The organism is Rhizobium tropici CIAT 899 (genome assembly GCF_000330885.1).
GTDB classification, from domain to species: Bacteria; Pseudomonadota; Alphaproteobacteria; order Rhizobiales; family Rhizobiaceae; genus Rhizobium; species Rhizobium tropici.
On the sequence record NC_020059.1, the window covers coordinates 3792445 to 3811859 of the forward strand.

20 protein-coding genes are annotated in these 19415 nt (G+C 59.0%); 14 read left to right on the forward strand and 6 right to left on the reverse strand.

Going from position 1 to position 19415, the window contains the following annotated elements; all coding sequences use genetic code 11:
- Positions 1-268 precede the first annotated feature (268 nt).
- Complete coding sequence (locus tag RTCIAT899_RS18415; protein ID WP_015341742.1) at positions 269-706, forward strand: metallopeptidase family protein; 438 nt, start codon at positions 269-271, stop codon at positions 704-706.
- A gap of 423 nt (positions 707-1129) precedes the next feature.
- Here RTCIAT899_RS18415 and RTCIAT899_RS18425 read toward each other — a convergent pair whose 3' ends face one another.
- A complete protein-coding gene (locus RTCIAT899_RS18425; RefSeq protein ID WP_015341743.1) occupies positions 1130-1336 on the reverse strand; it encodes a DUF1737 domain-containing protein in 207 nt (68 codons plus the stop codon).
- A 37-nt stretch (positions 1337-1373) separates the two neighbouring features.
- Complete coding sequence (locus tag RTCIAT899_RS18430; RefSeq protein ID WP_015341744.1) at positions 1374-2318, reverse strand: HpcH/HpaI aldolase/citrate lyase family protein; 945 nt, start codon at positions 2316-2318, stop codon at positions 1374-1376.
- A gap of 111 nt (positions 2319-2429) precedes the next feature.
- On the opposite strand from RTCIAT899_RS18430, the gene RTCIAT899_RS18435 reads away from it, so the two are divergent.
- Both RTCIAT899_RS18435 and leuD read left to right on the forward strand, forming a co-directional pair.
- Positions 2430-2666, forward strand: coding sequence for a hypothetical protein (locus RTCIAT899_RS18435; protein WP_041677743.1), 237 nt, complete (start codon positions 2430-2432; stop codon positions 2664-2666).
- 174 nt (positions 2667-2840) lie between these two features.
- Positions 2841-3449, forward strand: a complete 609-nt coding sequence (gene leuD / locus RTCIAT899_RS18440) for a 3-isopropylmalate dehydratase small subunit (protein WP_015341746.1) — start codon at positions 2841-2843, stop codon at positions 3447-3449.
- Positions 3450-3544: 95 nt separating this feature from the next.
- Here the strand turns inward: leuD and RTCIAT899_RS18445 are convergent, their stop codons facing one another.
- Positions 3545-4615 (reverse strand): ISAs1 family transposase, encoded by a 1071-nt coding sequence (locus RTCIAT899_RS18445; protein ID WP_015341663.1) that lies wholly within the window; start codon positions 4613-4615, stop codon positions 3545-3547.
- A gap of 285 nt (positions 4616-4900) precedes the next feature.
- Here RTCIAT899_RS18445 and RTCIAT899_RS18450 point away from each other — a divergent pair, with 285 nt between their 5' ends.
- The 8 genes from RTCIAT899_RS18450 to RTCIAT899_RS18485 all read left to right on the forward strand — a co-directional run bounded on the left by RTCIAT899_RS18450 (position 4901) and on the right by RTCIAT899_RS18485 (position 12575).
- Positions 4901-5719: a sugar phosphate isomerase/epimerase family protein gene (locus RTCIAT899_RS18450; RefSeq protein WP_015341747.1), complete on the forward strand. Its 819-nt coding sequence runs from the start codon at positions 4901-4903 to the stop codon at positions 5717-5719.
- Positions 5720-5874: 155 nt separating this feature from the next.
- A complete protein-coding gene (gene leuB, locus RTCIAT899_RS18455; protein ID WP_015341748.1) occupies positions 5875-6987 on the forward strand; it encodes a 3-isopropylmalate dehydrogenase in 1113 nt (370 codons plus the stop codon).
- A gap of 200 nt (positions 6988-7187) precedes the next feature.
- Entirely contained in the window at positions 7188-7952 is a 765-nt protein-coding gene (lpxE, locus tag RTCIAT899_RS18460; RefSeq protein ID WP_015341749.1) for a lipid A 1-phosphatase LpxE, read from the forward strand.
- 152 nt (positions 7953-8104) lie between these two features.
- The gene (locus RTCIAT899_RS18465) at positions 8105-8359 is read left to right on the forward strand and encodes an ArsR/SmtB family transcription factor (RefSeq protein ID WP_081598396.1); all 255 of its coding nucleotides are present in this window, start codon (positions 8105-8107) and stop codon (positions 8357-8359) included.
- Positions 8360-8509: 150 nt separating this feature from the next.
- Positions 8510-9259: an SDR family NAD(P)-dependent oxidoreductase gene (locus tag RTCIAT899_RS18470; RefSeq protein WP_015341751.1), complete on the forward strand. Its 750-nt coding sequence runs from the start codon at positions 8510-8512 to the stop codon at positions 9257-9259.
- Positions 9260-9556: 297 nt separating this feature from the next.
- Positions 9557-10066 carry a Dps family protein gene (locus RTCIAT899_RS18475; RefSeq protein ID WP_015341752.1) on the forward strand — a complete coding sequence of 170 codons (510 nt, stop codon included), beginning with the start codon at positions 9557-9559 and terminating at the stop codon, positions 10064-10066.
- Positions 10067-10435: 369 nt separating this feature from the next.
- The gene (locus tag RTCIAT899_RS18480; protein ID WP_015341753.1) at positions 10436-11470 is read left to right on the forward strand and encodes an aspartate-semialdehyde dehydrogenase; all 1035 of its coding nucleotides are present in this window, start codon (positions 10436-10438) and stop codon (positions 11468-11470) included.
- Positions 11471-11753: 283 nt separating this feature from the next.
- Positions 11754-12575, forward strand: coding sequence for a lytic murein transglycosylase (locus RTCIAT899_RS18485; protein WP_041677745.1), 822 nt, complete (start codon positions 11754-11756; stop codon positions 12573-12575).
- 112 nt (positions 12576-12687) lie between these two features.
- Here RTCIAT899_RS18485 and RTCIAT899_RS18490 read toward each other — a convergent pair whose 3' ends face one another.
- Both RTCIAT899_RS18490 and RTCIAT899_RS18495 read right to left on the reverse strand, forming a co-directional pair.
- Positions 12688-13329, reverse strand: coding sequence for a carbonic anhydrase (locus RTCIAT899_RS18490; RefSeq protein ID WP_015341755.1), 642 nt, complete (start codon positions 13327-13329; stop codon positions 12688-12690).
- 97 nt (positions 13330-13426) lie between these two features.
- Positions 13427-14134: a DUF1013 domain-containing protein gene (locus RTCIAT899_RS18495; RefSeq protein ID WP_015341756.1), complete on the reverse strand. Its 708-nt coding sequence runs from the start codon at positions 14132-14134 to the stop codon at positions 13427-13429.
- A gap of 224 nt (positions 14135-14358) precedes the next feature.
- Here RTCIAT899_RS18495 and acs point away from each other — a divergent pair, with 224 nt between their 5' ends.
- Positions 14359-16317, forward strand: a complete 1959-nt coding sequence (gene acs / locus RTCIAT899_RS18500; RefSeq protein WP_015341757.1) for an acetate--CoA ligase — start codon at positions 14359-14361, stop codon at positions 16315-16317.
- Positions 16318-16516: 199 nt separating this feature from the next.
- On the opposite strand, the gene RTCIAT899_RS18505 is transcribed toward acs, so the two are convergent.
- Entirely contained in the window at positions 16517-16735 is a 219-nt protein-coding gene (locus tag RTCIAT899_RS18505; protein ID WP_015341758.1) for a DUF1674 domain-containing protein, read from the reverse strand.
- A 222-nt stretch (positions 16736-16957) separates the two neighbouring features.
- Here RTCIAT899_RS18505 and htpX point away from each other — a divergent pair, with 222 nt between their 5' ends.
- The gene (htpX, locus tag RTCIAT899_RS18510; protein WP_015341759.1) at positions 16958-17956 is read left to right on the forward strand and encodes a zinc metalloprotease HtpX; all 999 of its coding nucleotides are present in this window, start codon (positions 16958-16960) and stop codon (positions 17954-17956) included.
- On the forward strand, positions 17953-19362 hold the full coding sequence (locus tag RTCIAT899_RS18515) for an RsmB/NOP family class I SAM-dependent RNA methyltransferase (protein ID WP_015341760.1): 1410 nt from the start codon (positions 17953-17955) through the stop codon (positions 19360-19362). Before htpX ends, RTCIAT899_RS18515 begins: the two co-directional genes overlap by 4 nt.
- The last annotated feature ends 53 nt before the right edge of the window (positions 19363-19415 follow it).

A 19415-nucleotide genomic window follows, 5' to 3' on the forward strand; every position in this document is an offset into this window, starting at 1 on the left:
CACTCCAGATCAATAATGTTCCTGTTATGTTCTTATGGATTCCAGAGCTTGGAGAAAGAGTCAACACCATTTCATAAGAAAATATTCCTGTGAACCAAGCCAGATGATTTCGGTCTGTCGCCCGAAAATCCGAATCCGCTCTAGAATCAAAAAAGTAGAGCATGATGTCGATCGAAAACCGCTCAAACACTTTTCGGTATCACGCTCTATTCCGCTCTCGTAAAAGCAGCGCAAAGTCTCTATATGACCAGCCAAGGAAGGAATATTCATGGCTCGCGTTGACCAGAGCGAAGATTGGCGGGATCGCCATTCTCCCTCCATCAGCACATTTGAATCCCTGGCAATGGAGGCTTACAGCCACTTGCCGGAAGAATTCCGCTCGCTCACCGGCAACCTCGTCATTCTCATCGAGGATTTCCCGGATGACGAAGTGTTCGAGGATATGGCGCTGGAAACACCCTTCGACCTGCTCGGCCTTTTCGAAGGTCGCGGCATCTCGGAGCGCTTTACCGCCCAGACGGGAGACATGCCCAACAAGATCCGCCTTTATCGCCGGCCGATCATCGACTATTGGGCCGAGAACGACGAAACCCTCGGCGACATCATCACCCATGTTCTGATCCACGAGATCGGCCACCATTTCGGCCTGAGCGACGAGGATATGGAGCGCATCGAGGAAAGCGCCGAAGAAGCGACGGATCGGTAATATCTTTCGTCAATAAAGTCTACTATTATCCAATGTATTATAGGCTCACTCGCAACGGATAGGATAAAGTGACTTTAAGGATAAGCCTATTATTTAGCGCTTCATTCCTTCTCCTATTGATAATAGGAGATTACTTTAAGATTGGCGCACCGGATTTTAATGAAAATCCTGTCACAAACTTCGCCAAACTCATATATTTTATTGGCATCTTCAGCTCCTTCACCTTTGGCTTAGGGAGCAGCATTCTGAGCATGTCCTTACGCTCATCCCTTAGAAAGGGCGAGGACATCACGTATGTAAAAGAAAATCCGATAATCTGGCTTTTGACATGGCGTGAAGTAAAAGACGAGATCAAACGCATTTAGGGCGATTTAGGCTCCAATGGCAGCCATGCTCGTTGAAGCCCGTTCGCTCATCAACTTATTACTGCTCCGAAAGCTTCATCTCCGGATCGTAATCCTTGCCGGCAACTTCCTTGACGACGGCCTGGCCGCACTCCATACGCCCGCTTGCAGAATTGAACCCATAGGTCGGCGAGCCGTATAGCTCCCAGCCCTTGTTCAGCGCTGCACTGACCTTGTGGCAGAAGGAAGCGTCATCGGGACCGGTGAGGAAGCGGTAGAGTTTCATCAAGGCATCTTTCGTATTTGGCCGGGCAATTCGAAGGTCAGACCTCAGTGCGGGGCGCCGCTGCCATGTCCGAGGAGCGCTGCGCGATCAGACGAGCTTTATGGACGAGTCTCTCCGCCTGGACAAGGTGCAGCCGCTCCACCATCCGCCCGCCAAGGTTCACGACATTGAGAGTGGCGACATCCGGTGCGGCGAAGGCGGCGATAATGGCTTGGGCCTCGGCGATGGCAGCCTCAGCCGGGCCGAAATGCCGGTTGGCTGCCTCGATCTGGCTCGGATGGATCAGCATCTTGCCGGCAAAGCCCATAGCAATCCCTTGGCCGCATTCTGCCTCGAATTCTTCGGCATTCCTGAAATCGTTGAAGACACTGTCGATCGCCTCAAGGCCGTAAGCGCTGACGGCCAATATCACCTGCATCAGCCAGGGCACGAGATAGGGGCGACCGGGCTGTGGCAGGACGCCCGTTTCCTTCCTGAGGTCGTTGAGACCGACGACGAAACAATCGAGCCGACTTCCTGCCGTGCGCCCGGCCTCGGCGATCGCGGCCGCATTCAGGATGCCGCGCGGCGTCTCGATCATGGCCCAGATACGCAAGTCTTCCGGTGCATCGGCTTCCGCAAGCCGGTCACTGACATCGCTTACGTCCTGCGGCTCGTCCACCTTCGGCAGCAACACCGCATCCGGCTCCAGCTCCGTAACCAGCGCCAGGTCATCGGCACCGAAATTGGAGGAGAGCGCATTGATGCGGATGATCCGCTCCTTGCCCGGCAGCGGCGAGGCCGAAAAGAAGGCCCGCAGATTCTCCCGCGCCTCGGCCTTTTTCTCCGGCGAAACCGAATCCTCGAGATCGAAGATGACGGCGTCGCATTCGAGGCTCGAAAGCTTGTCCAGCGCGCGTCGGTTGATAGCGGGAACGCTCAACACCGACCGGCGCAGACAGACGGGACGGGACGAGGGGCTTTGGCTCGCAGATTGGCTCATTGTGCCGTTTTGCCGCGCTTTTAATCGGCAGGCAAGTCAACAAAAAGCCATGCTCCTCTTGCAGATGACAGTGATGAGGGCCACATTGCTTGATGTAGAGAGGTCTTGACCATGCAGAATATCCGTTCCCTGTTCATCGCGCTTGCCGGTATCACCGTGTTTGCGGCCATGGCGCTGTTTACCGTTTCGGTCACGCTCGCCGTCGGCGCTATCCTCACCGTGCTGATGGCAGCCCGCGCGATTTCGCTGCGCATGAAACCGGCCCCGGTGCACGCCAAGGCGAAGACGAACGGCCAGCGTGAAATGCGCATCTGGAACGACGGTCGCGGCACCATCATCGATCTCTAGGATTGAAAGCGGGCAGGGCGGTCTATCCGCCGGCCGATATGCCCGATTCAGGCCATGCCCTGAAGGGCAGGGCGCTGCATTTTAGGGCATTTCCAAGATTCTCCTTCATTTCGGGCCGGATTTGCTCTATTGGCAGGATAATTCGTGCTTAGACGAGAATGAAGGCAGGACCCTATGGACAAGTTCGTGAAGTTGACCGGTGTCGCAGCACCCCTCCCGGTCGTCAATGTCGATACCGACATGATCATCCCGAAGGATTATCTGAAGACCATCAAGCGCACGGGTCTCGGCAAGGGGCTCTTCGCTGAAGCCCGCTACAATGAAGACGGTTCTCCGAACCCGGATTTCGTGCTCAACAAGCCGGCCTATCAGAACGCCAAGATCCTCGTCGCCGGCGACAATTTCGGCTGCGGCTCCTCGCGTGAGCATGCTCCCTGGGCGCTTCTCGATTTCGGCATCCGCTGCGTCATTTCGACCAGCTTCGCTGACATCTTCTACAACAACTGCTTCAAGAACGGCATTCTGCCGATCAAGGTCAGCCAGGAAGAGCTCGACAAGCTGATGGACGACGCCTCGCGCGGCTCCAACGCCATTCTGACGGTCGATCTCGAAAACCTCGAGATCACCGGCCCTGACGGCGGCTCGCTGAAGTTCGAACTCGACGAGTTCAAGCGCCACTGCCTGCTGAACGGCCTCGACGATATCGGCTTGACGCTGGAAAAATCCTCCGCGATCAGCGATTTCGAAAAGACGAACGCTGCATCGCGCCCCTGGGCTGCCTGATCGGTCTTCCATTATCGCGTGTTTCGAAGCCGGGCCTTGCGCCCGGCTTTTTTATGCCGGGCATATTAGACTCCCTCTCCCCGCCTGCGGCAGGGCTATCGCATATGGGCGATGGCGGCGATGAGGTAGTCGTCATTCCATGCACATTTGCGGATGCGGTGGCTGATGGGAACTTTGTCGTTATCCGCGTGTTGGAGGATGTTCCTGGCGATGCGATTGACCAGCGCGATGTTGGCGGGAGCGTTGTCTTTTCGGGCTCGGTTCTGATCCTCGCCCAAATGTACGTCGAGCATCCAATGCAGGCCATTTTCGATCTGCCAGTGAGCCCTGGTGAGCTCGAGGGCCTGATGAGGCGACAGCATTGTGGAGGCCATGAACAGGCGTGTTTTGGGCTTGGCGTCATCGCGCTTGCTGGTGATACGGATGAAGGCTTTGTGGCCATCCATCAGGGCTTCGTCCGCGGCCATAACTTCGGCCTGGCGCCATTCATGGCGGCCATGGCTGGTCTCTTTGCATTCGGCGCTGACAGGTGCCGTGGCGGCCAACAATTGCTTGGCGCGCCGATGCCAGGCATGGCGATTTCCCTTGAGGGCAAGAAGATAGTTGCCGCCCCGACTGGTAATTGCTGTTGCCATGCGGGTGTGGCAGTGAAGTGCATCGGCTGTGATCAATCTATCAGTCAGATCAATCAGTTCGATCACTTTGAGAGCGGTCGTGATCTCGTTGTCATCGGCCTTGGGTGTGGCGGCGGCCAGACAGAGCCGAGTGCCGGAGGCAAACGCCGACACCGTCAGCGGCGGAGCATTGGCAAGCCCGGTCTCATAGGCGCGCCGCAAAGCTTTGCCGTCAAGCGCCACCACCTCCTGGACGCCCTGGCGGGCTTGCGAGAAGCCTGCGGCAAAGGCGGCAAAGGCGCGCCCGAAGGCGTCGGGATCGAGGAGCCGCAACAGCCGCGAGAAGGTATCGTGGCTGGGTGCCACATCGTAGTCGATCAGCCGGGACAGCACCTGCCTGCGCTCCTGCGCGAAAAGCGCGAACTCGGTTGCCGAATTGGCACCACACAGGCTCGCGGCGATCATCATCACGATCAGATCGCCGAGCCGATGGCAGGCATTGGCCGCACGGGGATCTGGCACCGCACCGAAATATCCTTCAAGGCACGACATGGCAGTTTCCTTCCGAAAAACTGCCACCTCAAAGAATCCCTTTCACCACACTTCGCAACTCAAAAATCGCCATATGCGATTCCCCTGCCGCCTGCGGGGAGAGGGAACTATCCCGCAATATCACAGCCCAGGATCGGAGACCGCAAATCCCACGAAAACTGCTTGGACGCCGTCTTTCCCGGCCGCTGTAATATGATCGACAAGAAGGAGGTCCATACAGACCGCCGAGATCCTTCGGGCCGTCTCTCCCACCCTTTAATTTTCTCCATGCAATGGAGCCCCTTCATGACCTCCCTTCCCATTGTCGGCGCCGCCATGACGCTCGACGACGTCGAAATCCATCGTAACTGGTTGCTCGAAAAGCCGCGCGATCTGGAGCTGCAGAGCTTTGTCGAAGCCGAAATCCTCAACGGTGATTGGCAGCCGCTTGCTGAGCGTGCCCGCAAGCTGCTCGACGGCCATCAGGGCCGGCTTGGCATCCATGGCCCGTTCTGGGGCTTTGTCATCGCTTCACAGGACCCGGACGTTCGCGCCGTCGTCTCCAAGCGCCTGATGCAGGCGCTCGACGTCTGCGCCAAGATCGGCGCCACGCAGATGGTCATCCATAGCCCCTATACGTCGTGGTCCTACAACAACCTCGACAACAACAAGGGCGAGCGCGAAAAGATCATCGAATACACGCATCTGACGCTGAAAGAAGCCGTCAAGCGCGCCGAAGACATCGGGCTCACCATGGTCATCGAGAACATCGAGGACAAGGATCCCCATATCCGCGTCGGCCTCGCCGACAGCTTCAATTCGCCCGCCGTCGCCGTTTCGATCGACACCGGTCATGCCCATTACGCCCATGGCTATACGGACGCTCCTCCTGTTGACTACTACGTCCATGCCGCCGGCAACCGCCTGCAGCATGTCCACCTGCAGGACGCCGACGGCTATGCCGACCGCCACTGGAGCCTCGGCGAAGGCAACATCCACTGGCGCGCCGTCTTTGCCGCCCTTGCCAAGCTCAACAGCAATCCGCGTCTGATCATCGAGATCAAGGACAAGTCGAAGATCCCGGCATCATCAGCCTATCTCGCTTCGCTCGGGCTGGCTGAGTAAGGGTAAGCACGCAAACCACCCGCCCTCGTGGTTCAAGGGCGGGTGCCTGGTCTCAAAAGCCCGAAAACCGTACCGTTTCGGCCTCTTCCTCGCTTGAAAAGCCGCATTTGGAAGTCTAAAAACCCCGCAACTTTTTCTTTCGCGGAGGCTTCCTCATGACAGTTCGCAATCTTTTCCTCCTGCCGGGCGACGGCATCGGCCCCGAAGCCATGGGTGAAGTTCGCAAGATCATCGCCTACATGAACGAGGCCAAGAACGCCGGCTTCGTCACCGATGAGGGCCTTGTCGGCGGCAGCGCCTATGATGCGCATGGCGCGGCGATCTCCGATGCCGATATGGCAAAGGCAATGGCGGCTGACGCCGTGCTCTTCGGCGCTGTTGGCGGCCCGAAGTGGGACAGCGTTCCCTATGAAGTACGTCCGGAAGCCGGCCTGCTGCGCCTGCGCAAGGATCTGCAGTTGTTCGCCAACCTGCGTCCGGCCATCTGCTATCCGGCGCTGGCATCGGCCTCTTCGCTGAAGCCGGAGCTGGTCGACGGCCTCGATATCCTCATCATCCGCGAACTCACCGGCGGCGTCTATTTCGGCGAGCCGAAGGAAATCATCGACCTCGGCAACGGCCAGAAGCGCGGCATCGACACCCAGGTCTACGACACCTACGAGATCGAACGCATTGCCGGCGTCGCTTTTGAGCTGGCACGCACCCGCAACAACCGCGTCTGCTCGATGGAAAAGCGCAACGTCATGAAGTCTGGCGTGCTCTGGAACCAGGTCGTCACCGCGACGCATAAGGAAAAATATTCCGACGTGCAGCTCGAGCATATGCTGGCCGATGCCGGCGGCATGCAGCTCGTGCGCCAGCCGAAGCAGTTCGACGTCATCGTCACCGACAACCTGTTCGGTGATATGCTCTCCGACGTCGCCGCCATGCTGACCGGTTCGCTCGGCATGCTGCCGTCGGCTTCGCTCGGCGCGCCCGATGCCAAGACCGGCAAGCGCAAGGCGCTCTACGAACCCGTGCACGGCTCGGCCCCCGATATCGCCGGCAAGGGCATTGCCAACCCGATCGCCATGATCGCCTCCTTCGCCATGTGCCTGCGCTACTCCTTCGGCCTGGTTACCGAAGCCGATGCGCTGGAAAAGGCGATCGCCAACGTGCTCGACAGCGGCATCCGCACCGGCGACATCATGTCGCCCGGCAGCCGCCAGGTCGGCACCACCGAAATGGGCGATGCCATCCTGGCCGAATTCAAGGCCCTCTCGGCATAATCTCCGGCATAAGTCGCCTGATATATTTCACGTGAAACACGAAAGCCCCGTTCTGCGAAGAACGGGGTTTTTCTTGTGAACGGGATAGGCCCGTCTCAGCTCGAGACCGCCGCGCCGGCCCCCGTCACCGATTTTTAGAAAAACTGTAACAACACTCTGCTATCTGTCGGACCGATTGGAAATCGACATAGGCACTGATTATGCAGGCGATCTTGACGTCTCTCGACAGGCGTTGGCGGCGAAGCGATGCAGCTTTTGCACCATCCCATTGGAAACTCTGCCTTTTTGTGACGGCCAATATCGTCCTTCTTTCCGCTCTCCTGTTCGATGGGCCTGTCGGCGCAACCCTTAAAAGCCTATCGCCCTCCATTCGCTTCGTCGGTGGAATGCTGACCGATTTCGGCGATTCCGGATGGATCCTTCTCATCAGCGCCTTTCTGTTTTTCGAAGGTTGGGCAGGCAGCAAGCTACTGCATTCGCAGCGCTGTCGCTGCCAGGCACTGCGCATCTGTCAGATCGGCGGTTATCTCCTGACGACCGTGGCGCTTTCAGGCATCCTCGCCAATTTGCTGAAGCGCGCCATCGGCCGCGCCCGCCCGACGCATTTTGCCGATTGGGGGCCTTTTGGCTTCTCGCCTTTTAATGGCCGCGCCAGCTTCGAAAGCTTCCCCTCCGGCCATGCGACCACCATCGGCGCCCTGTTCGTGGCGCTTGCCTTCCTGTTTCCGCGCTATCGCTATATCTTCGCTGCTTGCGCCCTATGGCTGGCGATTACCCGTGTCATCGTCGGCGCGCATTATCCGAGCGACGTCATGGCCGGCCTGGCGCTCGGCGGCTGGTTTTCCTTCATGATAGCCATTGTCTATTCACGCTACGGCCTGCTCTTCCGCATCGACGCCGCCGGTTGGCCGATGCCGCGCTTGCCGCTCTTCAAAAGCAGCAGGCTGCGCCAGACCGATTCCTGAGCCCGCCGCGGCGGCATCGCAAAGGTTGCCAAGGCTCTTGCGCATTCATATATCTGGCAGGATGGGGATGATCGAAGGCGGTCAACCCGATTTCGTTTTCGTTTGCGATGAACACCATGGATGCCGGGCCAATACGTTTAAGCGAAAGGCAGATGGGATTGATCTCCCGGGCACTTGCCGAACCGCGACGTGTGCAGATCCTGAAGGAGATCGGCACGCGCAGCGAACCCACGCCCTGCAGCATCCTGAACGAATGCCACACTGTCAGCGCCGCGACGATGTCCCATCACGTCAAGGAGCTTGAAAATGCCGGCCTCATCGAGATCCAGCGAGACGGCAAATTCGCAAACCTTGTGCTGCGCCGCGACACGTTGAACGCCTATATGGCGGAACTTTCCAAGATCTGACAATTCCAGCCAACGCAATTTTTCCTGTCACTCTTGTATCAATTAGATGATTATCTAAATATCAAAGTGACGATGCGATCGATTTTCGGGTCGCACGCGCCAATGATTCGATGATTATGAAACTGTCTAAGTTTTTCGAAGGAACATGACATGAGCAAACTGACAGGCAAGGTCGCGATCGTGACCGGAGCATCCAAGGGCATCGGTGCCGGCATCGCCAAGGCAATGAGCGAGGCGGGTGCGGCCGTCGTCGTCAACTACGCCTCGAGCCGCGAAGGCGCCGACAGGGTGGTTGCGGAAATCACCGCCAAGGGCGGCAAGGCGCTCGCCGTCCATGGCGACGTTTCCAAATCCGAAGACGTCAAGCGCCTCTTCGCCGAAACCAAGCAGGCCTTCGGCCGCGTCGATATCCTCGTCAACAATGCCGGCGTCTATCAATTCGCCCCGATCGAGGAATTCACCGAGCAGGAATTCCATCGCCAGTTTAATATCAACGTGCTGGGCACGTTGCTGACCACGCAAGAGGCAGTAAAACATTTCGGCACCGAGGGCGGCAATATCATCAATATCGCTTCAGTCGCCGTCACGTCGAGCCCTCCGCAGTCTGCGATCTATACCGCAACCAAGGCAGCGGTTACCTCGATCACCAAAGTACTCGCCAAGGAGCTCGGCCCGCGCAATATTCGCGTCAACACGCTATCGCCCGGAGGCGTCGAGACTGAAGGTGTCGTCTCGGCCGGTATCCTCGGCAGCGATTTTGAAAAGCAGTTGATCGCCCAGACCCCGCTCGGTCGCTTTGGCCAACCCACCGACATCGCGCCGGTTGCCGTCTTCCTCGCTTCGCAGGATGCCGGCTGGGTGACAGGCGAAACCATCTATGTCGGCGGTGGCCTGAAGTAGCCGCTCATTCCCATGCCGCCTCCGAGAAGAGGCGGTATCGGCGGCGCGGCAGAACGGCACGCCGCGCCGATACATTAGCAAGCAATTGCCAAACCGGCTCATTTCCCTATTTAGTAGAGGCGTTCGGGTTTTCCGCCTAAGCATCGCAGCTGACCATGCCACGAAGCGACATTTCGGCTGTGACATTTCAAAACAACCCTGTCTTCAATGCGATCCCACGCAGCAAGCTGATGTCATCGAACTCCCCTAAGATCCGCCGGCGATCGCTGTCGTGAACAACAAACGGAGGACGTCTTTATGAATAGCGCCAATACCAAGTCGAAATTGGGCACTCGCACCAATCTCAGCGAAGACGCGACACGCGATATTTCCGCGGCGCTGACTGCCTTGCTGGCGGATGTCTTTGCTCTCTATCTGAAGACCAAGAATTTTCACTGGCACATGAGCGGACCGCATTTCCGCGACTATCATCTGCTACTCGACGAACAGGGCGAGCAGATTTTTGCAATGACCGATCCGATGGCCGAGCGCTGCCGGAAGATCGGCGGAACCACCCTCCACTCGATCGGCCAGATCGCCAAGCTGCAGCGCATCCCCGACAATGATTCCGAATATGTCGATCCGCAAGACATGCTTGCCGAACTGGCGGACGATAATCTGAAGCTCTCCGCCGAGATGCGCGCCGTTCACGACGTTTGCGACGAATATGGCGATGTCGCCACAGCCAGCCTTCTGGAAAACTGGATTGACGAGACCGAGCGCCGCACCTGGTTCCTGTTTGAAACCACACGCCAGTCCAACCGCTGATACTGAAACGGCGCGCCTTCGAACATAATGAAGGCCGGTTTCGACGCCTCCGATTTCCTCGCTCCGGCAACGATGCAAGCGAGGAAATCCTTGACTCCTGTGGAAAACATCTTAGAACCGGCGACGGAAAAGGAAGACTTCCATGGTTCGCTTCGAACAGCTCGATAGCTTCAGTCACCTGGCGCAATGTGCTGGGCGGGATGTCTATTTTCCGGTTTCTTCCAAAACCAAGGCCAAAACGACGACGAAAACCGTCTGACGTCTCTGGCCTGCCGCTCTCTCCCCGGCCCGGCCGGGGACAGGACCCGTCGCCGATGGCAGCGGTTCCCCCCTCGCCCAAGAGGAGAGAAGAGAAAGAGAGCTTGAGAAATGGGTTTCAAAGTTGCAGTAGCGGGCGCGACCGGGAATGTCGGCCGTGAAATGCTCAATATCCTCGCCGAACGCGGCTTTCCGGCCGATGAGGTCGTGGCACTCGCATCGGCCCGCTCGCAGGGAACCGAAGTCTCCTTCGGTGACCGGACGCTGAAGGTTTCCAACCTGGAGAATTACGATTTCTCCGATACCGACATCTGCCTGATGTCGGCCGGCGGCGACGTTTCCAAGAGGGTCTCGCCGAAGATCGGCGCACAGGGCTGCGTCGTCATCGACAATTCCTCCGCCTGGCGATACGACGCCGACGTGCCACTCATCGTTCCGGAAGTAAACCCGGATGCCGTCACGCAGTTCACCAAGCGCAACATCATCGCCAATCCGAATTGCTCGACCGCGCAACTCGTCGTCGCCCTGAAGCCGCTGCATGACTTCGCCAAGATCAAGCGCGTCGTCGTTTCGACCTACCAGTCGGTTTCCGGCGCTGGCAAGGACGGCATGGACGAGCTCTTCAACCAGACCCGCGCCGTCTTCGTCGCCGATCCGATCGAGAACAAGAAGTTCACCAAGCGCATAGCCTTCAACGTCATCCCGCACATCGATGTGTTCATGGAAGACGGCTACACCAAGGAAGAGTGGAAGGTACTGGCCGAAACCAAGAAGATGCTCGACCCGAAGATCAAGGTCACCTGCACGGCTGTCCGCGTCCCGGTCTTCATCGGCCATTCGGAATCGGTCAACATCGAGTTCGAGAACGAGATCACTGCCGATCAGGCCCGTGACATCCTTCGCGAAGCTCCGGGCTGCCTCGTCATCGACAAGCATGAGAACGGTGGCTACATCACGCCTTACGAATCCGCCGGCGAAGATGCGACCTATATTTCGCGCATCCGTGAAGACGCGACCGTCGAAAACGGCCTCAACCTGTGGGTCGTCTCCGACAACCTGCGCAAGGGCGCCGCGCTCAACGCCATTCAGATCGCCGAATTGCTCGTCAACCGTGGGCTGATCAAGCCGCGCAAGCAGGCTGCATAAGGATCCGTAAACCAATTTACGGTTTATCAACCCTCATTGGGTAAGCAGGACAGAACGGAAGCCTCGCCATTTCGATAAACGGCGGGGCTTTTTTGAACGATTTTAGCGGCGATGCTTCACATGCAACGAAAACATCACTCGCTAAAATATGATGACATGATGGCCGGATGCTGGCATGGTCCGGTGACGACTAAACGCGCGTGATCCCTTGGCTTCCAAGGGTTTGCGCGCCATTGAAAACGGTTACCGCGTTCGCATCGCGGTAAGAATTCGGGGACACTGAATGCGCTTCACAAAATCTGGAATGGCAGCTCTCGTGGCGGGCGGGTTGCTGCTCGGAATGCCGCTTGCGGCAAATGCCGCCTCTTGCGGTAACACTTCCGCCGGATTCGAGAACTGGGTGCAGGAATTCAAGCGGGAAGCGCAGGGACAGGGCGTCAGCCCCTCGACCCTCGACAGGGCCTTCGCCGACGTTCATTACAACCAGCCCACCATCCGTGCCGACCGCGGCCAGAAGAGCTTCAAGCTTTCCTTCGAGGAATTCATGAAGAAGCGCGGCGGGCAGACGATCATCAATCGTGGCAAGAGCATGAAGCAGGCCAATGCTGCACTGTTTGCCAAGATCGAGAAGCGTTTCGGCGTTCCCCCAGGCCCGATCATCGCGATCTGGGGCATGGAAACCGGCTTCGGCAGCTATATGGGCGACCAGCATACGCTTTCGGCGGTCTCAACCCTTGCGTATGATTGCCGTCGTTCCGCATTCTTTACCGAGCAGCTCTACGCCGCCCTGAAGCTCGTCGGCGAAGGCTATCTCAGCCCATCAGCCCGAGGCGCCGCCCATGGCGAAATCGGCCAGACGCAGTTCATGCCGAAGAACGTGGTCCTCTACGGCGTCGATGAAGATGGCAACGGCAGGGTCGATCTTGTGGGATCGCGAGCAGACGCACTCGCCTCGACCGCCAATTTCCTGCGCGGCCATGGCTGGCAGCCGGGTGCCGGTTACCAACCTGGCGAGTCGAATTTCTCCGCTATCGCCGGCTGGAACGACGCAAAGGTCTATCAGCAGGCAATCGCCTATATCGGCCAGCAGATCGACGGCAAGTAAGTCTGATCTCATGAATCAAAAAAGGCGCTGCGACCAGATGGTCCGCAGCGCCTTTTTCGTTTGATCCACCTGCTGCCCTGCCGGGCGGCCAGCCCCTTAAACCTCGAGCCCCTTAAATCTCGGGGCGGATGAAATCGCGCGTCGCCGGGTCCATGACCCAGAGTTCACCGGTCGAAATATCAAACCAGGCACCGTGCAGATTAAGCTTGCCTTCTTCCTCGCGCGCCCTGATCTCCGGAAAACTGCGGAGATTGTCGAGCGAATTGCGGATCGAAATGCGCTCCAGAGCAGTCTGACGCTCGGTCTGCGTCATGATGTCGTTGCTCTGGATCTGTTCGGCCGCCGGCTTCAGCAATCCCATCCATCGGCCGATAAAATCGCCCGGCGACAGTGGTTCGGCATTGGGGTCGAGCGCAGCGCGGATACCCCCGCAGCGGCCGTGACCCATGACGACGATATCCGACACTTTCAGCGACAAAACCGCGAATTCGAGCGCTGCCGAAGTCGCATGGAAATTGCTGTCCGGCTCGTAGGGCGGCACCATATTGGCGACGTTACGGATGACGAAGAGCTCGCCAGGCCCTGCGTCGAAGATGATCTCCGGCGCCGAGCGGGAGTCACTGCAGGCAATCACGAGGGTCGATGGGTTTTGGCCGAGCTCGGCGAGAGTGCGGTAGCGTTCGCGCTCATCGACGTAACGCCCGCTCATGAAGTTGCGATAACCGTTCAGAAGGGTGTCGGGAAAGCTGCTCATGATATTGGATTACAGCGCGCTTTTACCAATGGCAACCGTTGCGCTGCAAAAAGCCCCGGTCGAAGCCGGGGCTTTGCAACAATCCGATCATGGGATCTTAGAACTGGTCGTCTTCGTCGTCGTCGCGGCTGGTCGACTTCAGCGACTTCAGCTTGGCAAAAACGGCGTCGGCGTCGATTTCCTTTTCCTTCTCTTCTTCACGCTCATAGCTGAAGCCGAGCTTTTCGGTTTCCTGAGCCGGCTGCAGGGTTGCGCCGAGCTCGGCGGCGGTCGGCAGCGGACGCCCCTTCGAGGCCTTTTCGACTTCCATGTCGAGATCGATCTGGCTGCAGAGGCCGAGCGTGACCGGGTCCATCGGTGTCAGATTGGCTGCGTTCCAGTGCGTGCGGTCGCGGATCTGCTCGATGGTCGACTTGGTGGTGCCGACCAGACGGGAAATCTGCGCATCCTTCAGTTCCGGATGGTTGCGCACCAGCCACAGGATGGCGTTCGGACGGTCCTGACGCTTGGAGACCGGCGTGTAACGCGGGCCGCGGCGCTTGGATTCCGGCACGCGGACCTTCGGCTCGGAAAGCTTCAGCTTGTGGTTCGGGTTGGCTTCGGCGCGGGCGATTTCATCGCGGGTCAGCTGGCCGGTCGAGATCGGGTCGAGGCCCTTGATGCCCTGCGCTGCTTCGCCATCGGCAATGGCCTTCACTTCGAGCGGATGCAGCTTGCAGAACTGCGCGATCTGGTCGAATGACAAGGCCGTATTGTCGACAAGCCAGATGGCAGTTGCCTTCGGCATGAGCAATTGTTGAGCCATGGATATAGTCCTTCTGTCAGTCCGCGCCGGTGTCGCGGTCCGGGGTGTAACACCACATTGTCCGGGAAATACGGCCCTATATAGCGATAGTGTCGCGTAATTGCAATTCTTTGCGCATGAAATGCACTTTGTCCAATTGCTGTCGTAGTTTGACCTGCTATTTATTGCGCGGAAAGAGCACTCACAACGACAAATCGGAGTGCAAGGGAGTTGAGGAGGAAAGTATGTCGGAGAAGGTTCATCCTGTGACGAAGGCGGCCAAGGCGCATGCTTTGATCGACAAGGCGAAGTACCAGAAATGGTATGAGCAGAGTGTTCAGGATCCCGACAAGTTCTGGGGCAAGCACGGCAAGCGGATCGACTGGTTCAAGCCCTTCACCAAGGTGAAGAACACGTCGTTCACCGGCAAGGTCTCGATCAAATGGTTCGAGGATGGCGTCACCAACGTCTCTTATAATTGCATCGACCGCCATCTGAAGAAGCATGGCGATCGCGTCGCCTTCATCTGGGAAGGCGACAATCCCTATATCGACAAGAAGATCACCTATAACGAGCTCTACGAGCAGGTTTGCCGGCTGGCGAATGTCTTGAAGAAGCACGGCGTCAAGAAGGGCGACCGCGTCACCATCTACATGCCGATGATCCCGGAAGCGGCCTATGCGATGCTCGCCTGCGCCCGCATCGGCGCGGTACATTCGGTCGTCTTCGGTGGCTTCTCGCCGGAAGCGCTTGCCGGTCGTATCGTCGATTGCGTCTCGACCGTCGTCATCACCTGCGATGAAGGTGTGCGTGGCGGAAAATCGATCCCGCTGAAGGAAAACACCGATAAGGCCGTTCAGATCGCGGCCAAGCAGCAGGTTGCGGTCAAGACCGTGATCGCCGTGCGTCGCACCGGCGGCAAGGTCGGCTGGGAGCCCGGCCGCGATGTCTGGTATCACGAGGAAATCGCCAAGGTGAAGGCGGATTGCCCGCCGGCGAAGATGAAGGCGGAAGATCCGCTGTTCATCCTCTATACCTCTGGCTCGACGGGCAAGCCGAAGGGCGTGCTGCACACGACGGCCGGCTATCTCGTCTATGCGGCAATGACGCACGAATATGTATTCGACTATCATCCCGGTGATATCTACTGGTGCACGGCCGATGTCGGCTGGGTGACCGGCCATTCCTACATCGTCTACGGGCCGCTTGCGAATGCCGCGACCTCGCTGATGTTCGAAGGCGTGCCGAACTATCCCGACCAGGGCCGCTTCTGGGATGTGATCGACAAGCACAAGGTCAATATCTTCTACACCGCGCCAACGGCGATCCGCTCGCTGATGGGCGCCGGCGATCATTTCGTCAAGCGCGCCTCGCGCTCCAGCCTGCGTATCCTCGGCACGGTCGGCGAACCCATCAATCCGGAAGCCTGGGAATGGTATTACAAGGTGGTCGGCGACAGCCGCTGCCCGATCGTCGATACCTGGTGGCAGACGGAAACCGGCGGCCACATGATCACGCCGCTTCCGGGCGCAACCGATCTCAAGGCTGGTTCGGCAACGCTGCCCTTCTTCGGCGTGCAGCCTGAGCTGGTCGACAATGAGGGCAATGTGCTGGAAGGGGCGGCCGACGGCAATCTCGTCATCGCGGACAGCTGGCCCGGCCAGATGCGCACCGTCTATGGCGACCATGAGCGCTTCATCCAGACCTACTTCTCCACCTATAAGGGCAAGTATTTCACCGGCGACGGCTGCCGCCGTGACGAGGACGGCTATTACTGGATCACCGGCCGCGTCGATGACGTGCTCAACGTCTCTGGCCACCGCCTCGGCACGGCCGAAGTGGAATCGGCGCTGGTGTCGCACAAACATGTCTCGGAAGCCGCCGTTGTCGGCTATCCGCATTCCATCAAAGGCCAGGGCATTTATTGCTATGTGACGCTGATGGTCGGGATGGAAGGCACCGAAGCGCTGCGGCAGGAGCTGGTGAAGCATGTCCGCGCCGAAATCGGCCCGATCGCCTCGCCGGACAAGATCCAGTTCACCCCCGGCCTGCCGAAAACCCGCTCCGGCAAGATCATGCGCCGCATCCTGCGCAAGATCGCCGAGGATGATTTCGGCGCGCTTGGCGATACCTCGACGCTCGCCGATCCGGCTGTCGTCGATGATCTGATCGCCAATAGGCAAAACAAGGCGGACGCGGCGTAAGTTGAGCCGTCGCTCTATCCCGCCCCCAACGGGCGGGATAGCAAAATCAGCATTTAGCCGGAAGGCTAGGTGCTAGATTTTGCAAGGGAGGGGGTAGGCAGGGACGCTCTGACTTTCGCAGCGCTATCTCAGCCAGAAACGACCCACGCTCTTGCAATCGCCGGCCCACTTCAGGCGCGGTAATTATCCAAGCGAGATCTCAAAAATCGATCGCCCGGCCGTTGATTTCCCAGTCGCCGAAGCGGGCGGGATCAGAGCCGCCGCGGCCGCCGATTTCGGGGGGAAGCTCGGCTTCTGCCTGAGCCTTGCGGCGCTCCTCGGCTTCGGCAAGGGCGCGCTTCGCAGCGGGCGAAAGCGGCTTGCGCGTGATTTCACCGGTTTCGGTGTCGAGTTTGTTGTCGTTATCGGCTGTCTGCATGATCTGATCGGCCCGGAACCGTTGAATTAAGCGGAGGAATAGCCAAATCATAGAGCATGATGCCGAAAAGTGTGAACGGTTTTCGGATAACATCATGCTCTGCTTTTTTTGATTCCGGAGCGGATTCAGATTTCAGGTCGAAGAGACCTGAAATCATCCGCCTCCGGCGTGTCCGGCCGCAAAGAAAAAGGTTTGGACGCCAGATGTGTTGGAGACCCCTCGATGAATCTCATGCGTACTGCCATGCTGCTTGCCTTCATGACCGCGCTCTTCATGGGCGTCGGCTTTCTGATCGGCGGTCAATCGGGCATGCTGATCGCATTTGTCGTCGCTGCCGGCATGAATTTCTTTTCCTACTGGAATTCCGACCGGATGGTCCTGTCAACCTATGGTGCGCAGGAGGTGGATGAGCGCAGCGCGCCGGAATTCTACCGCATCGTCCGCGATCTAGCCCGCAATGCCGGCCTGCCGATGCCGAAAGTCTATCTCTACGACAGCCCGCAGCCGAACGCCTTTGCCACGGGCCGTAATCCGGAAAATGCCGCCGTTGCCGCGTCCACCGGCCTGCTTCATGCGCTGACACCGGAGGAAGTGGCTGGCGTGATGGCGCACGAGCTTGCCCATGTGCAGAACCGCGACACACTGACCATGACGATCACCGCGACCCTCGCAGGCGCCATTTCCATGCTCGGCAATTTTGCCTTCTTCTTCGGCGGCCGCCGCGACAACAACAATCCGCTTGGGATGGTTGGCGTTCTCGTCGCCATGATTGTCGCCCCTCTGGCTGCCATGCTGGTGCAGATGGCGATCAGCCGCACGCGCGAATATTCGGCCGACCGCCGCGGCGCGGAAATCTGCGGCAATCCGTTGTGGCTCGCCTCGGCGCTCGGCAAGATCGCCCGCGGCGCGGCGCATATTCCGAACGAAGAGGCCGAAGGCCATCCGGCAACGGCGCATATGTTCATCATCAATCCGCTCTCCGGTGAGCGCATGGACAACCTGTTTTCCACCCATCCGAATACGGAAAACCGCATCGCCGCGCTGCATGAAATGGCCCGTTACGGCGGCGGTGGCGCCTCGCCGATGACGCCGTCTTCTGGCTCATCTTCCGGCTTTGGCTCGACGGGACCGTCCTTCACTGCTAATCCGGGGCGCAAATCGCGCTCCGTACCGAATACGGGTCGCGGTGGTTCGCAACCGCCGAAGGGTCCCTGGTCTTGAGTTCTGACACGAAAAATAACGCTTCCAACAGAGACGGAAAACGATCGGGCAAGCGGCCACAGCCAGCTCGACAACCTGATACGTCTCCGCCGAAGCCGGGCCTTGCGGCCCGCGCGGCTGCGTCGAAGATCCTGGGAGCCGTGCTCGACCGCAAGACCTCGCTCGACGGCATGCTTGATGTCGAAGGCGGGAGCGCCGCCTATACGACGCTCAGCGATGGCGACCGGGCGCTCGTGCGGGCTATCTTGAACAGCGCGCTGCGCCACCTGCCGCGCATCGAGGCGGCGATCTCGTCGCTGCTGGATTCTCCACTGCCGGAAGGCGCCCGCGCGCTACATCATGTGCTCGTCGTCGGCGCGACGCAGATCCTCTATCTCGACGTGCCGGATCATTCCGCCGTCGATCTTGCCGTTGAGCAGGCCAACCGCGATCCCCGCAATCGCCGTTTCGCCAAGCTGGTCAACGCCATACTCCGCCGCATCGGCCGCGAGAAGCAGGAGATTCTCGAGCAGATCGCGAAGGTGCCGGCCATGCCGGATTGGTTCCTGTCCCGCCTGAAAGCTGCTTATGGCACCCCTGCGGCGCTCAGGATCTCCGACACGCAGCTCGAGCCGGCGGCGATCGACCTTACGATCAAATCCGATCCTGAGGGTTGGGCAAAACGCCTGAATGGCGTAGTGCTGCCGACTGGCGGCGTGCGGCTTGCCGCGTTCGAAGGGTCCATTCCCTCGCTGGAAGGCTTCGAGGATGGCGAGTGGTGGGTTCAGGATGCTGCCGCCAGCATTCCGGCCAAACTTTTCGGTTCGCTGGCCGGCAAGCGGGTCGTGGACCTCTGTGCCGCGCCCGGCGGCAAGACGGCGCAGCTCATTCTCGCCGGCGCCAAGGTGACGGCTCTCGATCAATCCGCCAATCGCCTGAAGAGACTGTCCGGCAATCTGACGCGCCTCGGCTTCGAGGCCGAAACCGTCGTTGCCGATATGAGCAAATACCGGCCCGAAGAGCTTTTCGACGCCGCTCTGCTCGACGCTCCCTGCTCCTCGACAGGAACGACGCGCCGCCATCCGGACGTGCTCTGGACCAAGGGGCCGGAGGATATCGCCAAGCTCGCCGCCCTGCAGGAGCGCCTGCTTCGCCATGCCCTGACGCTTGTCAAACCGGGCGGCGTAGTCGTGTTTTCCAACTGCTCGCTCGATCCTGAAGAGGGAGAAGATCTGGTCGCGCGTCTGCTTGCCGACACGGAGAATGTCGAGCGCGTACCGATCGCTGCTGGCGACTGGCCGGGTCTGGAAACGGCGATTTCCCCGCTTGGGGCTTTCCGCACCACGCCGGACATGCTGCCGCTTTCCGACGGCTTTGCCTCCGGTCTCGACGGCTTCTTTGCCGTCGTGCTTCGCCGCAGCTATTAATCTCCACTTCGAATCGTTTTTACCGGGCGGTTAAAAAAACCGGCAAATGTGTC

Coding starts and splice junctions, on each gene's coding strand:
- RTCIAT899_RS18490 (WP_015341755.1), bottom strand. CDS start 13,329: ATGAGCAGCTTTCCCGACACCCTTCTGAACGGTTATCGCAACTTCATG.
- RTCIAT899_RS18495 (WP_015341756.1), bottom strand. CDS start 14,134: ATGGCTCAACAATTGCTCATGCCGAAGGCAACTGCCATCTGGCTTGTC.
- leuD (WP_015341746.1), top strand. CDS start 2,841: ATGGACAAGTTCGTGAAGTTGACCGGTGTCGCAGCACCCCTCCCGGTC.
- leuB (WP_015341748.1), top strand. CDS start 5,875: ATGACAGTTCGCAATCTTTTCCTCCTGCCGGGCGACGGCATCGGCCCC.
- RTCIAT899_RS18415 (WP_015341742.1), top strand. CDS start 269: ATGGCTCGCGTTGACCAGAGCGAAGATTGGCGGGATCGCCATTCTCCC.
- RTCIAT899_RS18485 (WP_041677745.1), top strand. CDS start 11,754: ATGCGCTTCACAAAATCTGGAATGGCAGCTCTCGTGGCGGGCGGGTTG.
- RTCIAT899_RS18450 (WP_015341747.1), top strand. CDS start 4,901: ATGACCTCCCTTCCCATTGTCGGCGCCGCCATGACGCTCGACGACGTC.
- RTCIAT899_RS18465 (WP_081598396.1), top strand. CDS start 8,105: ATGGGATTGATCTCCCGGGCACTTGCCGAACCGCGACGTGTGCAGATC.
- RTCIAT899_RS18470 (WP_015341751.1), top strand. CDS start 8,510: ATGAGCAAACTGACAGGCAAGGTCGCGATCGTGACCGGAGCATCCAAG.
- RTCIAT899_RS18425 (WP_015341743.1), bottom strand. CDS start 1,336: ATGAAACTCTACCGCTTCCTCACCGGTCCCGATGACGCTTCCTTCTGC.
- RTCIAT899_RS18445 (WP_015341663.1), bottom strand. CDS start 4,615: ATGTCGTGCCTTGAAGGATATTTCGGTGCGGTGCCAGATCCCCGTGCG.
- RTCIAT899_RS18505 (WP_015341758.1), bottom strand. CDS start 16,735: ATGCAGACAGCCGATAACGACAACAAACTCGACACCGAAACCGGTGAA.
- RTCIAT899_RS18435 (WP_041677743.1), top strand. CDS start 2,430: ATGCAGAATATCCGTTCCCTGTTCATCGCGCTTGCCGGTATCACCGTG.
- RTCIAT899_RS18475 (WP_015341752.1), top strand. CDS start 9,557: ATGAATAGCGCCAATACCAAGTCGAAATTGGGCACTCGCACCAATCTC.
- lpxE (WP_015341749.1), top strand. CDS start 7,188: ATGCAGGCGATCTTGACGTCTCTCGACAGGCGTTGGCGGCGAAGCGAT.
- acs (WP_015341757.1), top strand. CDS start 14,359: ATGTCGGAGAAGGTTCATCCTGTGACGAAGGCGGCCAAGGCGCATGCT.
- RTCIAT899_RS18480 (WP_015341753.1), top strand. CDS start 10,436: ATGGGTTTCAAAGTTGCAGTAGCGGGCGCGACCGGGAATGTCGGCCGT.
- htpX (WP_015341759.1), top strand. CDS start 16,958: ATGAATCTCATGCGTACTGCCATGCTGCTTGCCTTCATGACCGCGCTC.
- RTCIAT899_RS18430 (WP_015341744.1), bottom strand. CDS start 2,318: ATGAGCCAATCTGCGAGCCAAAGCCCCTCGTCCCGTCCCGTCTGTCTG.